General features: G+C 41.7%; 14 protein-coding genes. 4 read left to right on the top strand and 10 right to left on the bottom strand.

Annotated elements, in window-relative coordinates; genetic code table 11:
- Nucleotides 1-10: 10 nt before the first annotated feature.
- Nucleotides 11-1,372, top strand: coding sequence for a PucR family transcriptional regulator (locus AC1EK3_RS05900; protein WP_480033711.1), 1,362 nt, complete (start codon nucleotides 11-13; stop codon nucleotides 1,370-1,372).
- A gap of 129 nt (nucleotides 1,373-1,501) precedes the next feature.
- Here the strand turns inward: AC1EK3_RS05900 and AC1EK3_RS05895 are convergent, their stop codons facing one another.
- The 5 genes from AC1EK3_RS05895 to AC1EK3_RS05875 all read right to left on the bottom strand — a co-directional run bounded on the left by AC1EK3_RS05895 (nucleotide 1,502) and on the right by AC1EK3_RS05875 (nucleotide 4,847).
- Nucleotides 1,502-1,960 (bottom strand): hypothetical protein, encoded by a 459-nt coding sequence (locus AC1EK3_RS05895; protein ID WP_480033712.1) that lies wholly within the window; start codon nucleotides 1,958-1,960, stop codon nucleotides 1,502-1,504.
- Nucleotides 1,961-2,502: 542 nt separating this feature from the next.
- Nucleotides 2,503-3,198, bottom strand: coding sequence for a 50S ribosomal protein L1 (rplA, locus tag AC1EK3_RS05890; protein ID WP_391496006.1), 696 nt, complete (start codon nucleotides 3,196-3,198; stop codon nucleotides 2,503-2,505).
- 14 nt (nucleotides 3,199-3,212) lie between these two features.
- On the bottom strand, nucleotides 3,213-3,644 hold the full coding sequence (gene rplK, locus AC1EK3_RS05885; protein ID WP_004118588.1) for a 50S ribosomal protein L11: 432 nt from the start codon (nucleotides 3,642-3,644) through the stop codon (nucleotides 3,213-3,215).
- A 253-nt stretch (nucleotides 3,645-3,897) separates the two neighbouring features.
- Nucleotides 3,898-4,188 (bottom strand): hypothetical protein, encoded by a 291-nt coding sequence (locus AC1EK3_RS05880; protein ID WP_119526090.1) that lies wholly within the window; start codon nucleotides 4,186-4,188, stop codon nucleotides 3,898-3,900.
- Nucleotides 4,189-4,385: 197 nt separating this feature from the next.
- Nucleotides 4,386-4,847 (bottom strand): Panacea domain-containing protein, encoded by a 462-nt coding sequence (locus AC1EK3_RS05875; protein WP_480033713.1) that lies wholly within the window; start codon nucleotides 4,845-4,847, stop codon nucleotides 4,386-4,388.
- 46 nt (nucleotides 4,848-4,893) lie between these two features.
- Between AC1EK3_RS05875 and AC1EK3_RS05870 the strand changes: the two genes are divergently transcribed.
- Nucleotides 4,894-6,033, top strand: coding sequence for a RelA/SpoT domain-containing protein (locus AC1EK3_RS05870; protein ID WP_480033714.1), 1,140 nt, complete (start codon nucleotides 4,894-4,896; stop codon nucleotides 6,031-6,033).
- Nucleotides 6,034-6,051: 18 nt separating this feature from the next.
- On the opposite strand, the gene AC1EK3_RS05865 is transcribed toward AC1EK3_RS05870, so the two are convergent.
- Nucleotides 6,052-6,558, bottom strand: a complete 507-nt coding sequence (locus tag AC1EK3_RS05865; RefSeq protein ID WP_480033715.1) for a hypothetical protein — start codon at nucleotides 6,556-6,558, stop codon at nucleotides 6,052-6,054.
- Nucleotides 6,559-7,416: 858 nt separating this feature from the next.
- Here AC1EK3_RS05865 and AC1EK3_RS05860 point away from each other — a divergent pair.
- Both AC1EK3_RS05860 and AC1EK3_RS05855 read left to right on the top strand, forming a co-directional pair.
- On the top strand, nucleotides 7,417-7,692 hold the full coding sequence (locus AC1EK3_RS05860) for a type II toxin-antitoxin system RelB/DinJ family antitoxin (protein WP_174182636.1): 276 nt from the start codon (nucleotides 7,417-7,419) through the stop codon (nucleotides 7,690-7,692).
- A 17-nt stretch (nucleotides 7,693-7,709) separates the two neighbouring features.
- Nucleotides 7,710-7,952 (top strand): Txe/YoeB family addiction module toxin, encoded by a 243-nt coding sequence (locus tag AC1EK3_RS05855; RefSeq protein ID WP_480033716.1) that lies wholly within the window; start codon nucleotides 7,710-7,712, stop codon nucleotides 7,950-7,952.
- Nucleotides 7,953-7,979: 27 nt separating this feature from the next.
- On the opposite strand, the gene AC1EK3_RS05850 is transcribed toward AC1EK3_RS05855, so the two are convergent.
- From AC1EK3_RS05850 to nusG, 4 genes are all read right to left on the bottom strand, one after another.
- Nucleotides 7,980-9,101 carry a class C sortase gene (locus tag AC1EK3_RS05850; RefSeq protein ID WP_480033717.1) on the bottom strand — a complete coding sequence of 374 codons (1,122 nt, stop codon included), beginning with the start codon at nucleotides 9,099-9,101 and terminating at the stop codon, nucleotides 7,980-7,982.
- A gap of 857 nt (nucleotides 9,102-9,958) precedes the next feature.
- Nucleotides 9,959-11,788 carry a SpaH/EbpB family LPXTG-anchored major pilin gene (locus AC1EK3_RS05845; protein ID WP_480033718.1) on the bottom strand — a complete coding sequence of 610 codons (1,830 nt, stop codon included), beginning with the start codon at nucleotides 11,786-11,788 and terminating at the stop codon, nucleotides 9,959-9,961.
- Between the two features lie 242 nt (nucleotides 11,789-12,030).
- Nucleotides 12,031-14,466, bottom strand: a complete 2,436-nt coding sequence (locus tag AC1EK3_RS05840; protein ID WP_480033719.1) for a Rib/alpha-like domain-containing protein — start codon at nucleotides 14,464-14,466, stop codon at nucleotides 12,031-12,033.
- Between the two features lie 444 nt (nucleotides 14,467-14,910).
- Nucleotides 14,911-15,792, bottom strand: a complete 882-nt coding sequence (gene nusG, locus AC1EK3_RS05835; protein WP_480033720.1) for a transcription termination/antitermination protein NusG — start codon at nucleotides 15,790-15,792, stop codon at nucleotides 14,911-14,913.

Below are 15,792 nucleotides of genomic sequence, written 5' to 3'. Positions count from 1 at the left end.
AAGGCACAAGATGGACGAGAAGAATACACCTCAGTTTGCGCAAGATAGCAGCGCTGCTTCTTCTGTTATGTCCGAAGAAAATTATGAAGATAAACTTGCGGAAAACAACTTACTTAGTAGCGATTTTCTTTCGATACTAGCGAGCGTACAGGCAGCAGAAAAGCACGCGGAGGATTCTAATATTGCTAATTCTCTTGAAAATGAACAGTTAAACAAAACGCAAGTAAACGCTGTATCAAATGATCAAGAAAGCTCTTCTAAAGCAAAGCAATCTAATGCAGAGCAAGAAAACGAAGAAAAGCACAAACACCACTTGTGGCATCGTCTTTCATCAAATCAGAGTCGTTCTAGTCGTTCAAGTCAATCTTCTGAAAATAGTAGAGGCAATAATTCACCGAGTTTTACTCCATTACCCAGCGCGCAAAAATCAACTAGCTCGGAACCGCTTAGAATTTTCGACAATCGTGATGGCCAAGTTTTTGACGCGGCGATGCGCTTGCAATTACACTCGATTATTGCCACGTGCTTAATGAATGGTATTGCAGATGCTCGCATCGACGCTTTCATGCATTTACTTCAATGGTCAGATTCGCCAAAAGTTATTGTTATTGCAGGAACTTTCGGCACTGCAATTAAGCCAGATGACGGACCAAATCGCAAGCCAGCACCAGATATTCCACCTGATAACACTGACACTTTGCGCCGAAATATTTGGCCACAGCTTGGTAGTTGCAATGCGTATGATGCAATAGTTGAGCGCGCACAAAGTAGCGCTTTGCAGCGCATTACGGGAGCTTGGCAAAAAACGCAAGCAATGATATCGGCATCTACAAAAAATTCTTCTAATTTTGCAGCACCTTCTCATATTATTCTGCTTGCTGTGCGCGAAAATCCTAGCGATCAGGCTTTAGAGAAGCTGTGCAAAGTTTTTGAGAATTCTAATAAGACGATTTGTGTCAGCAGAATGGTTGAAGGAGTTGAGCAGATTTCTTCCGCTCTTACTGCTACGCTTGCCGCGATTGCTGTTGCTCCAGCAGTAAAGCATTTGCCGCAAATAATTCACACGGATGATTTGCTTCCAGAACGAGCGCTTATTGGCGATGCCACAGCTTTTGATACTCTTTACAACAAGGTTTATCAAAGTTTGGCTCCTTACAGTCACGACGATCCGACTTTGGAAACTATTGATATGTTCCTGCGCTTTGGTGGAGCTCTTGACCAAACAGCACACGAACTTAATGTGCATCCAAATACTGTTCGTTATCGTTTACGTAAAGTTGCGCAAACTACAGGATGGGATGCTACGGATCCGCGCGCAGCTTACGTGCTGCAAACAGCTATAACAATTGGCAGAATTCGCGATTCTCACTAAGTCTGATTTTACAAACAAACAAAAAACGTGCGGCGCAAAACCAAAGGTTTTACACCACACGCTAAAGTGCAAGAACAAAGTAAGCACAAGGAATAACAATATATTGGCTTATGCTTACAACACTAATTTTTAGTGACGAATCTTGCGAAGAGCAGCACCCATGCCGGCAAGAGCAGAAGCAACTACAGCAACCATAGCTACTGCAGCACCGGTCTTAGGAAGCTTAGCCTTAGCTGGAGCTGGAGCTGGCTTAACTGGAGCTGGCTTCTTATCATTCTCATGGAAGTCGCTAGTAGTGGCTTTGTTGTACAAAGTATATGTAGCAGGCTCGCAAACTACAGTACCCAAGGAGTTCTTGTAGCAGTGATTCCTATCAGGAACCTGGGTAGGATCAGTATAGCCCTCAGGATTAGCAGGAGCCTCATGAGTCTCTGGATACAAATTCTGTCCATTCAATGGATCTGGAGTACCGTACTCAGTAAGTACAGTATGATCTTCATCCTGAGCCATTGCTGGAGCAGCAAAAGCACAACCTGCAAGCAAAGTAGCAGCTGCAGCAAAAGCTGCAATGGTCTTCTTCTTTAACATATTAGACCTTCAATCTCTTTTATCTAACCCCTGCGCAAAAGTTAATGCTAAAACGCAGAAGCCGGATACCAATATTAAAACTGGAATAAACCAACTCGGAATAAACCAACCCGGAATATACCAATCAAGATTACAATAACACAGGGTACACCACTTTTTTACAAATAGAAAGCATTTTAAAGAAAAAACACTAAATAAAGGCGTTTTGTTGTAATAAAGCAACTACCAGCAGTATAAGAGAACGCTTAGAACTTAGTGCGGAACACAACACGCAGTGAGCCTACATGCGCCGCGCACCCCCATGCGCCACTCACCCACATGCGCCGCAACCTCTCCCGTCAATTCGTTACTAACGCAGTTTGCGCGCTGCACCAGTAACGCAAAACCTCAATTATTCGTTACTAACGCAGAAACGCAGTGACACAAGTAACAAAAAACGCTGAAAACATGACTCAAAAGAGCATATTTTCAGCGTTTATAAGTTTTAAACTTAATTTACTACTTACCAGCCATGCTTTCGCATAAGCTACGCAAGCAATAAATCAGGCAGCAATGCTGGCGATATCAACTGGAACACCAGGAGCCATCGTGGAGGTAACAGTTACCTTAGTAATGTAACGACCCTTGATGGTGCTTGGCTTCAAGCGGCGAACTTCGTCTGCAACAGCCTTGAAGTTCTCTTCAAGAGCCTTAGCATCGAAGGAGAGCTTGCCGAAGAGGAAGGACAGGTTGCCCTGGCGATCCACGCGGAACTCAATCTTACCGCCCTTAATGTCGGCAACAGCCTTGGCTACATCCATAGTCACGGTGCCAGTCTTTGGGTTTGGCATCAAGCTACGAGGACCGAGAACACGACCCAAGCGGCCAACCTTACCCATCATGTCTGGGGTTGCAACGACTGCATCGAAGTCAAGGAAGCCACCGGCAACCTTTTCGATAAGCTCGTCATCACCAACAATGTCAGCGCCAGCTTCCTGAGCCTCAGTAGCCTTTGGGCCACGAGCGAACACCAAAACCTTAGCGGTTTTACCGGTGCCGTTTGGCAAGTTAACTACGCCACGAACCAACTGATCAGCCTTGCGAGGATCCACGTTAAGGCGCATAACAGCCTCAACGGACTCGTCGAAAGCGTGCTTTGGCATGCTCTGCAACAAAGCGATAGCTTCAGCTGGGGTGTACAGGTTATTGCGGTCGATCTTCTCAGCCGCTTCACGATACTTCTTAGAACGCTTAGCCATTTCTACACTCCCTTTCAGTCGGTAACGGTAATACCCATCGAGCGAGCAGTACCCGCGATGATCTTCATACCGGCCTCGACGTCACGTGCGGAGAGGTCAGGCATCTTAATTTCGGCGATTTCGCGCACCTGAGCCTTGGTCACAGAACCAACCTTGTGAGTCAATGGATTCTCGGTGCCCTTCTGGATTCCAGCAGCCTTAAGCAACAAAGCAGCGGCTGGTGGGGTCTTCAAAATGAAGGTGAAGGAACGATCTTCGTAAACGGTGATCTCAACTGGGACGATCTGACCCATCTTGTCCTTCGTCTGGTCGTTATAGGCCTTGCAGAAGTCCATGATGTTCACGCCGTGGGAGCCTAATGCTGGACCCAGTGGTGGAGCTGGATTTGCCTTACCAGCCTGAATCTCGAGCTTAATAAGCGCGGAGACTTTCTTTTTCGGAGCCATAATATGGTTCTTCTTTCTTGTACAAGCGGTTCAAACGGTTGCTGCAAACTCTTCTATAGTCGCTTCTTACAGAAGTAAAGCACTTACGAAACGTTGCTATAAAGCCGTTTTGCAACTTCCTCCCGCATCTTGTATTGCTGTGCTGTGCTAGCGGATTCCTCCTCCAGTCACAAGCCTTCCTATTATGCCACATCTTCGCGACACGCATCATTACAAAAGCTGCAACTATCTTTGCATAGCTATTTTTGCGCAACTATCTTTGCGCAGCTATCTCAGTAGACAATTCGTTAAGTATAGCGTTTCTAGTCCACGCACTCACAGTCATTTTTCTGCGCTTCGCATCGGCTTCGATTAAATGCCAAACGGTATCACTTAACCTAACAGTACGCGGTTTCAACGGCTGAGTTTCATCTTCCCAAGCTCTTCCAGCAAACTCTGTAATAGTGGCACCAGGAAAATTATCTTCTGCCTCCTCAGCCCACTTATCAACAATATCGTCAGTAATAACGAACCCATTTTCCGCAGTATACGTATTCTTACTCATCTCGCATCCCTTATCTCTTGTAAAAATCCCTTTGTAAGACGATTCGCATGAATTATAAGTATTGCGTTGTTTTCAAGCTCAGTCAGAAAAGGATACCATATCATTCTTTATTTTTATGCTCTTAACACAAACTCAACGAATCTCAAGCAACGCTACAACTAACTCAAAGCAAATAAAAACACAAGAGAATATAACATTTACTGAAGTAAATTATGAATTGAATAGTACTCTTTCAAAGAAGCCTTAGTAATTTTATGAACGCATATTGCAGAGCCATCAGTAACATCATAAGCATTCTTCCATGGATCCTCACGATGTGTAAGCGCGCTCAAATCGCTACCAGAATATTCAGCAAACTTTTCGCATACCTTTTTCACAATGAGCTTTTGATTATCCGTTAAAGAATCCTCGTTCAGTTTCTTGGTATCGGGAAGCACGATTTCTCCCTTACGAATCAAAAACTTCCCACGATGCATTGCGAATAATTCCGGGCAAACAGGACCATTCCTCCATGCCTGAAAATCCTCGTTAAATAACGGATATCCAGTAGTAGCCAAAGAATAAGCTTGCGAATAGTAAGCTAACTTCTGAAGCTTCATAGTGGTAATAGTTCCAGTAATATTAAGGATGTACGCTGCCACGTTAAATATTGTTGTCATACGCACCTCCCTTTTATAAAACAGACAAGTTATATATTATATTCGTATGACGATAATTAGCCGAAAGCAGGCCACTGCAGCTGGCAAAATACTAAAGGAATTAATCGGCCAGCAAAACTCAGAAGAGTATAGGAAGCAGATATTAATACTCGACTCATGGCGTCATCAGCATGAAGAACCGGCACAAATCTTTTTCAAGAAACTTGTTGGAATCATAAATAAGTATCCAGACGCGATGGCTACGTATCGTCTTAAACGCAAAGAATCAATACTTAAAAAGTTATACCGCAGCAATGGAAATTTTGAGCTTGGCGCAATGGATGACATCGCAGGGTGTAGGGCGATTGTAAATTCTGTGAGTGAAGTTTACGAAGTTTATAATGAAATTCTTAATCTCAAAGAAGCTGGGGAAATCGATATTAAGAAAACGAAAGACTATATAGAAAATCCAGAAAAATCCGGATATAGGTCACTACACATAATAATAAAACAGGCATTAAAACAAGAAAACATAGACAGACAATATAGGATTGAACTGCAAATACGTACTAAGCTTCAACACTATTGGTCAACAGCAGTAGAAGCTATGAGCGAGATAGATAACGTAGAATACAAAGATCCTACTTTGGTAAGTGAAGGTAATACTCGAATACAATCTTGCTTACAATTCTTCAAAGTAATCTCTAAGTTATTTGCTTGCTGTGAAAATAACGATGACGAGTTTAAAGAAGAACTAGCAAATTCAGTGCGAACAAACGATAATTTTAAAGAAATTATTGAAGATCTTAAAGCTGCGCGCAACAGTGTAACTATTAATATGCAAAAAAATATCGCAAAAAGCGGCGAAGGACTTTACTTACTTGAGCTTTCTCGAGAAACACAAGAATTAACCATACATTCATACACTATGGATTGCGTAGAAAAAGCTATAACGAATTATAATAGCAAGGAAAATAGCAGCATAAGCAATGAAGCTAACAAAATTCAATATGATACAGAAATTGATAGCGGTAGCGTAAATAAAGACCTGACAGTTGAGAAACCAGATGCGCAAACCTCATATATAACTAGTATTAACAGGGTACTTATTTATGCGAAAAACGAGGATCAACTAGGAGATACTTATCCTAATTACTCATATAACATAGAAAAATTTATTGAAAAAGTAGAAGAACTTATTAATTAATGAAAATTGGGATAATAATCATGAATTCTTCTTCATCTGGGCGTTATCTTCGCAGTCAAATATATTTTTTATGCATGTTGAGATGGCATTTTGCTTACTTTCAAAAAAATTACATACAATAATGAAAATAACAGCTAAAATAATAAACCTGTAAAATCCTAACCACATATGTTCTGTAATAATTTCATTATTTAGCAATCTCGTACCACCACTAACATTAGCGCGATCATAAATCCAATTTAATAATTCTGATAAATACTCAGAAAGTTTCAAAGATAAATACAACATTGCCTCAAAAACTACTGTCATAATATTGATAATAATTAATTTATATTTATTACTATCTGAATCTTCTATTTTTATATCAAATATCCCTTTACATAGAATCTGTAAATTTTCAAATTTAAGCAAAAATACAATGCATGTTATTGTCAAAGCAACTATCGTCCAATTAGACTCGCTTAGAAACCCTAAAAGTATAAAAAATATTGACAAAACGGAAATCAAGAATTTTGAACTTTTCAAGAAAGCTCTAACGATTCTGCGTACTAAAAAGCAGAACGGTATAAACCATAGAATGAACATTGCTAGCGATTTATAACATTCTGGCAACCCCTTAATGGAATCATAATAAATATATGCAAAAATGCAAAAGGATAAATACAACTGAATAAAAGGTATTAAAAATAGAATTTCATTGTTCTTAAACTTTAAATAAATAAGAAACAATAAAAATAGTATTAAGTACACTACACAAGCATTAACAATAGAATATATTCGCTTTGAGTATTCAATATTACCGTAAAAAATTACGCCTATTGTAAGATACAGTAAAAGCGCAGATAATATCATTAAAAGCACGCGTGCCACTAGTGTACGATTCCTACGACTGCTAAAAAAGGAATATAATTTATCTTTTAAATCAAGCATTTCAAACTCGCTTTTAGTAAGTACGATATCTGCGTGCTCCAATGACAATGCAATTAACTTTGTCATAATTGATTATATTTATTACTGGAAATTTCGTTATTAATTCTCATATTCGCGAACTTAGGTTAGCAGTAAGTCAGCAAGAAGCCACGAGAGTTACTGTTATCAAAGACACAGCCGAATAGAAACCAAACTGTATCAATGCACCAATCGTAAAGCCTTTTCAATCAACTACACAGTTCACACGAGTCCGGTCTATTAAATCAATTTGCCTTTCGCAAGCTAGAAGCATACTTCCAAGTTGGGTACAAACTTACGAAAGTTGGAAGACAGTCAGCAGAAGTTTGTAAGCATAATTAATGATATCTACGTTACATTGTATAGAATTATTGTATACTTATATGAGAGATATAAGAAAAAGTACAAAATTCACCATAGACATAGGAGTCCAAAATGACTACAGCAACAAAAGATATAGTAAACGTGAACTTTCGAGCAAAGAAAGAAGACAAACTCAACGCAGAACGAGTTTGCAAGGAGCTCGGAATCTCTATGAGCGCCGCGCTGAACGTGTTTATCAAAACAATTGGTCGCGAAAAGAGAATACCGTTAGATTTTTCGCTAGATCCGTTTTACGAACCGTCAAATCAAGCATATTTAAAATCGCAGATTGACGGTGTGAGAAATGGCACTATCAAGCTCGAAGAGCACAATCTAATAATGGATTAGGACGTAGGGTTCAAACAATGAGAAAAATTGCTTGGACTCCAGACGCTTGGAATGACTATCTCTATTGGGAAAGCGATAATAAAACTCGTAAAAAGCTCAACAATATTATTAAAGAGATTATGCGGAATCCAATAGACGGAAAAGGTAAGCCTGAACCACTAAAAGGAAACTATTCCGGTTGCTGGAGTAGACGAGTAAACGATAAGGATAGAATCGTTTACTCATTTACAGATGACTCGATTATAATCTACGCCTGCTGAGGCCACTACGATGATAAGTAGGCAATTCTAAACATTTATATGCTTGGCATGAGCAAGTGAAGTAGCGCGACGACGACGCTTGCGAACCGCGGCAATAATCATCGTCGTAAGAATCACCGCGCACCCAATAAGCGCGAGCACAAACATCGTCATCCAAAGCGGCCACTGCAACTTATCGCCCGGCGCGGAAACCGGATCCGGCAGCACGCGATAGCCTGTCACCAGCAGCCTCTGCGTATTCACACCATACGGCGTACACGTAAGCAGCGTCGCCAAATCGCGCCCATTCTCGCGTTGAAGCAACCTAATATCATGCGGATCGACCACGCTAATGCGGAATACCTTGTAACGTAAGGTTTCGCCTTGTATGTCAAAATAGAAATAGTCACCCTTTTTCAACTCCACTAAATCGTCGAACATTGTCGCATTTGGCAAACCCGTATGCGCCGTCACAACAGCGTGACGCGTTTTGCCACCAACCGGCAAATCCGTGCCATATAAATGCCCAGCACCATACGCCAAAACCTCCTGCGAACTACCGTGATAAATCGGCAGCTTAACGCCAATCTTCGGGATTTTTATAATACCCATGATCCCCATCGGCTCATCCAGCTGCTTCGCATATTCCTTATACTCCGGCGTCTTCATATAATCCGTCGTGCCATCGTAAGGATCAGCCGTAATAATCGACTTGTGGCGAGCATTATAACGACGAGCCGCATTCAAAATCTTCTCTCTAGCGCTCGCAGTTTGCTTACGACTCAAACGATCATACGCAGCGGAAATCTCCTTCGACACCTTGTTATTCCACAACGTTGACGCAACCGGGTACGTGAAGCACAAAATTGCTGCAAGCGCGAGGGCAATTGGCTCAAGAGTGCGGCGGAGTTTGGATTTGGGTTTTTTCGTTGGCTTTGATGCGGGTTTTGATGCGGGTTTTGATGCGGGTTTTGATGCGGGTTTTGATGCTGGTTTTGATGCTGGTTTTGATGCTGGTTTTGAGTCTTGGGTTGATTCGGTTGCTGTTGATTCGGTTGCGTTAGTTTGATTAGTTTGATTAGTTTGATTAGTTTGATTTTTGAAAAGCTTATTTTGGGAGATTCTGTTGAGGAAAGCATATACTTTCGTAACAACGTCGTTTAATTTCATGCTTCCTCCGTTTCTGTGTTTATATACGTAAGTTTATTTTATGTGGCGCGAGTTTCGGGGACTGGTTTTTGGCTGGCGGGTTTCTTGTGTGGTTGTGTGATATAGGAATTACTTGTCTCGCAGCGCTCCGCTCTTATACCTTATTTGGACTTAGCGGTTGTGTAGTTGAGTTTAGTTTTTTAATTACTTTTTCTGCAAAAATAGTATTCATCAACACGATTATTACTATCGTTCCGCTTTTATATTGCTCGACCAAGCAATTCCTATCTCCCACTACTAATAAAACCGCTAGTGTTCTGTGGTACGGTAAGAGTGCATGGCATGATGTGTGCAGCAGCGCGGACGCTAGTGTTCTTTAAGCAATAAATACTCAACGTCTGCAGAGCAATACTGTTAAAGTTCACTAAGCAATAAATAATCGACGTTAGCAGAAGCACAACTGCAAAGCTACATAATCGACGTTTGCAAAGCATTACTGCAAAGCTACAAAAACAACGTCTGCAGAGCACTGGCGCAAAGCTTCGAACGCAACGTTCGCAAAGCACTGGCGCAAAGCTTCAGGAGGTTTGGGGGAAATACGACCCTTATTTTACGCGACTGTAAAGTTTCTGCCGCTTTCAGGCGCGCAACCGACCTTTATTTTACGCGACTGTAAAATTTCTGCCGGATTCGGGCGCGTAGACGACCATTACTTTACACAAGCGTAAAATTTCTGCCGCTTGTTGGCGAGAACACGACTTTTTCTTTACGAGGCTGCAAGAGAACAATCATAAGAGCAAGTGAGTCTAGGATTTAGTTGAGCAAACCCTAGACTCACACTTTGCTATTAGACTACAAGACCAGCTTTAAAAAGCGGATCAAGCGTTCTGCTGCTGTTCTTCTTCCTTGCGATTGCGCACGTACATAATCACGCTCGCAACAATAAGAACCATGCCCACAACAGCGAAAATCAGCACGCCGTAAGCACCAGTTGCAGGAAGATTGAACCAGAAGCTCTTGCCGTCAATGTTATGTTCTGGAATATTCGGAAATTCTACAACATCAGGATTGTCTACAGTACTTGTTGAGTTGACCGTAACTTCCTCGATAACATTAGAAAGCTTATATCCTTCAGGAGCCTTAATCTCAACAACATAGAGCTTTGAACCAGCTACAGCCTTGTAAGGAGCTTTGAACTTACCGGTAGGCTCTTCTGTATTGCCTTCGCTAGTTGTAGTTCCGTCAGTTTTTCCATCAAACGAAGATGCAGCTTTGCAAGCTTTTATCGTGCTAAGTTCTCTACCTTTAAAGAGCGCATCTGCACAGTCTTGAGCTTTCTTTTGATCACTAAAGATCTTGAACTCTGCATCTTTAAGATTCACATCGGAATGCTCTGCCTCGTACTTATGAACCTGCAAGTATCCAAACTCTACTTTGGATTGGCTTTGAGTGCCCTCACCCTCAGGAATAATTGGCGGCAAATTAGCAGCATTATTACCAACAGCCTGGAAGTAACCGGACTTGTTCACAAGATTATTATTGTCTGTCTCTGTGGATGTAGCTGGAGACTTCTTGTATGCCTCACTAAGAGAGAACTCAAGGTCAACAGTTACGTGGTGACTTGTTTTAGTAGTATCCTTCAATGCCTTAAGAAGCTCTTCCCTACCTTTTTCAGTAAACTTAACCAAAACTCGAGTGCGATTACCTTCAAGGTTCATTGTGTCACCAGCAGCGGTAATTTTATTATCCGTAGAATTAGCTTGCGGTGTAGGAACCTCGTAATACGTAGTAGTTTCACTATTAGTCAATGGAGTACCATCAACTTTAACTCCAGTTACAGCACCAGCAGCAATATCCTTAAACGCAGCTGTTGGAGCATCATCGAATACCGCAAAACCTTTAAGGTCATCTGCAGTAAGATCTCGACCAGCAGGCTTAGGAACATTCAACTCGGCAGTAATAGTGAAAGGAACCTTATCATCCACGCCAGTAAAAGTCTTAGAAGTATCAACCGTCTTCTTAATGGTTTGAGAAAGGTTCTTATTCTTAGGCTTTACAATTGGTTTGTAGTCGTACGTCGTGGTAGTCTTACCTGACTTAGTATCTGTAGAAGATGAAATCAGCGGCAAAGTCATGTAGAAGTACTGCAAGTCAGAAGCACCATAGCCAACAGGAGGCGTGGTCTCTTCTACCTTATACAAGCCGAGCTCAAGATTACCAGACGTTGTTTTACCGTCATTGTCAGTAGCAGTTAACGTAGTGCTAGCAGTATCAAGAGTAATCTCAGGATTATCGCCGCTTTCAGTCACGGTATGCTCATTCAACTTGGTAATAATACCTGCAATCTTCTGCCAAGACTTAAGATCTTTAAGATTAACATCATCAGTGCCAATCTTTGTGACTTTGGTTACTTTGAATACTGCACCAAGAAGAGGCTTGTGCTTAGCAGGGCACTTAGATTCCGTGTTTTCTGAACCTGGATTATAATCACCATTACCATCTGCATCGCACTTGAGAATGGTTATAGTGCCCTTCTGTGGAGCACCCTTCTCCCACGGAGCCGGAGCAGGTCTAGCCGGTGGTCCCTGTAACTGATTAGGACTACCCCATGCAACGCCAGCCATTGTTACAGCGCCGGCGACGCACAGCGTGCCAGCCATCGCGAGCGACGCAACCGCCGCCACGAATTTATTAGTGAACTTTTTCATGTTCACTCCTTTCATTGCTTTTTACAGCAAGTAGAAATTTGATTTGCATTGATCATGCTCATACGAGTAAAGTTTTAAAATTTTTGGCATTTACCTTGTGTTATCACGCTCCCGAATCCCGAAAGACTGCGCAATAAAACAATGCGCAATAAAACAATGCGCGAAACAGGAAGGCTTTATGCGCAAATGCGTACGTAATCGCCTTATGCGAAGCACCGCGAGTAAATGCATATACAACTGCTTTATACGTGATTGCATAAGTCTCGCCACCTTCCCAAAATTAATTTGCGACCGCGCTCACTTTGACTTATCACAAAGCCGGCCGCCAGCAGATTCACCAATAATGCGGCAAGAATACCAAGCTGCAAATTCCAACTCTGACCGCCCGTTTGCGGCAAAGTAAAATTACTCACCGAATCAATATTGAACATAAAAGCAGCAAAATCCTTGTTTTCTTTAAACGCCGTAGGCTTAGCAAAAGTTAGCGCAGATTTTATTGAATCAGGAGTTAAGCTGTCAGATTTAGTATTTTTTATTGCATCATCAAACGTTTTAAGTGCATCAGGCTTTAGCGCGTACACAACGCACTGGTAATTGCCAACCTCAGTCGGCTTTATGCTCACTTCCATATCAGTTCGCGCAGCCACATTCGTTTTAGGATCAGTAGACGCGCAAGTCTTCTCGCCTTCTTTATCAGAGTGGCACGTATTTTGATTATCATCCTCAGGCACACTCAGCCCAAGCTCGGCAAGATTACTGCTCCAAGTTTTGTATACAAGAGACTCCTCAGCTTGCGGCGATCCAGCAGTTTGAGACGGTTGCGACGGTTCAGAGGGTTGCTCAGATCGCGAGCCAGAATCCTTCTTCTCGCCCTTCGAGCACAGCACGCGCAATGTAATCTTATTCGCGCTATCCGCCGCAGAAGTAGCATCAACAAACGGCTTAAGACTCATACCGAGTATCGCAGAAATCTTGTTATTGTCGCTAGTCAACGCTGTTGTAGAATCCTTAAACGGATACACTTTCAGCGTAAGATCATTATCGCCAATTTTTGGCAGCTCATCTCCAAACTGGATTGTTATAGTCTTATAATCCCAGTCAATGCCTTTCTTCTTAGAAAGCGATTCTTTATTGTTACCAAAAGCATCCATCGGATTATCGAAGGCAGACTTTAGTTTACTTTTATCTTTAGCGTTCGAATCAAATAAATCTACATAGCTTTCAGATACAACTTTACCTGCAGAAAAATTAGCATCATTAATAGCAAACACTCTGCAAGTATATTTACCTTCACTGCCAACTTTTGGAGTTCCAGTAATCCAGCTTTGGGAACGCTCGCCAATGCTGTCACCGTCGTTTTCGTACAGATCACCGCTAGTAAAATCGTTAAGCACACTGCCACTTGTGCGATTCCCTAAACGATGTTCCCACTGCTTTTGCGTGGACGACTTAGCTGAACCAGACACATCACTATCGCTAAGAGTTAAGTCATTATTAATTGAATTAAGATAGTAATCACTATCACTGTCTTTATGGCAAATCATGCGATGGTAAATACGGTTAAACTTTCCAGAAGACTGGCTGTCAATAAAAATTGTACTTGGGTTAAATTTTCCATCTTTATTTAAAGTAAAAGGAACATCATCAACTTCGGTACGACCCTCAGCTTTCTGGTGATTGTAAACCTTTAACGATAAAACATTATTATTTTTAGTATCATTGTATCTAATCTTGACACGAAATTGTAAGTATTCCTCATAACCTTTAGCTTTAACTTTACATTTACTCTGCTCAGTGCAGGATTCCAGATGAGTTAAGGCAGACCCGTCCTTATATTCTACTTTTACATATACGTCATAGTAACCCTTCTTCAACCAATTATTAGGACGTATTGTAACCGCGCCAGAAGTAGAATCTACTTCAACAAACTTATTAGTTTCCTCTTTCGAATCAAGTAACTTTTCATCAACTACAATTCCCTCTAAAGAGAAACTTTTTACAAAGCCTTTAACTTCATCGTACGAAACATTTATTAATTTTGACGGATCACCATTATTACTAAGTTTAGTAACACGATAAAACTTTGGTTCTCCAGTATAAGACTCATCTGGTTTGGTTATATTGGCATACGATACATATTTGTTCTTATATTTAAACTCATACTTTGCTACATAGCATTTTGCGAGTTTATCCATGCCAGCTTTCCTGCACTCTTCCGGAAGCTGAGGCTCTTCAGTCACACTTCTGCCAGTGCCGTTAGCAGCTTTCGCAGAGGCGTCTTTCTTTTGGGCATCTTTAGCGTTTTTCTTTACATCAGAATCAGTCGACTTAGCCTTATCATCAACCTTGTTACTATCAGAGTTCTGCTTTTCAACAGACTTCGATTCCTTATTATTAGTTAAAGTGCTTGAAGAGCCAGTATCTTTCTTATCAGGCTCAGTATTAATAGATTTGCTCTGCTTAGGATTCTGCTTCTCATCCTCACTCTTAGCAGAATCAGACTTAGCACCACCAGTACTCTCAGTAACAGTAGTATTTGAGCCAGCGCTTAAAGCAGAAGTTGGAGCAATCACAAAAGTAGCAAGCAACATTGCAATCGCCACGAAAAAAGCAAATAGCGAACGGCGAATTGAGCGCACTAGTCGAAGGAAACGGCTAAATATATGCGAATTAAACATATACACCTACCCCTAATTCGCCCTCTTATATCATAATGTCGTTATTACAACGGCACTAAAAACTCGAATTCCCTGCAAAACACTCTGCTAAAATTCTCGCTAAAATTCTCTGCTAAAAACGCTCTTCTCAAACACTCAGCACTATACCCCCCCCCCATGCCTATTTGCAAGCAAAACTAGATATTTAGAAATATTTATTATTTAGATTGATAAAAGCACGATAATTGCAAGAAAATTTAGGATTATTTCCAAATTTTACGGCGTGTCGTAGTAAATAAGCGAACTAACTAAAACGAAAAACCAAGCAAAACCAAAAACCAAAAACCAAAAACCAAAACTAAACAAAAAACCGGAGTGCAATACGCACCCCGGTTTGTAAAATCTACAAAAGCTAGCTACAAAAGCTAGCTACAAAAGCTAGCTACAAAAGCTTAGGCTTTCAGCTCAAACAATCGGCTCCACTTGGTTAAATCCAAGCTCCACAGGAGTCTCGCGACCAAAGATGGAAACCAACACTGTAAGCTTCTGAGTTGTAGGCTCCACGTCCGAAACCACAGCAGCCATCGTCGAGAATGGACCGTCTGTAACTGTTACCTGATCGCCAACCTTGTAAGCAACCTCAACCTTACGCTTACGTGCTGCAGCCGGCTTATCGCCAGCATTCTTCAAAGCTTCGGAAGCAATCATAGGAGCCATCATTGCCACAACTTCCTTGCGGCTCAATGGTGCAGGCTCTCTAGAAGGACCAACGAAACCAGTCACACCCTCGGTCTCGCGCACAATGCGGCGAGCATTCTCATCCGGCCACATGCGAATCAATACATAGCCTGGAACACGCACGCGGGTAATAACCTTCTTACCCTTTTCCGTATGCTTCTCGACTTCTTCCATAGGAACTTCAATTTGGAAAATTTTATCTTCCAAACCAAAGTTCTGCACGCGGGATTCAACGTTAGTTTTCACGCGCTTTTCGTAACCAGAATACGTGTGAAGAACGTACCACTTGCCTTCCAAAGTGCGAAGTTTCTTAGAAAATTCTGCTACAGCGATTGCGCCGGCATCAGTTGGGTCGGCTTCGCTAGCTTCATCAGTTTCGCCAGTTTCGTTAGAAGCATCAGCAACACTGTCCGCAACGCTGTCAGCAACAGCGCCATCAGCTACATCAGCTTCAACATCAGCAGATTCCTCATCCACATCAGCTTCAACAGACTCGCTAGAAGCAGCAGCTTCATCATTCACAGCTGATTCGTTTGCTTCGTCAGCATCATGAGAAGCAAAAGCCTCATCGGCTTCACTTGCTTCTTCGAGATTGAATTCATCAGTCAT

The sequence above is a fragment of the Gardnerella sp. C0026F2 genome (genome assembly GCF_056590715.1).
Note: the sequence above shows the minus strand (reverse complement) of the source record. Positions and strands in the feature narration are given on the sequence as shown.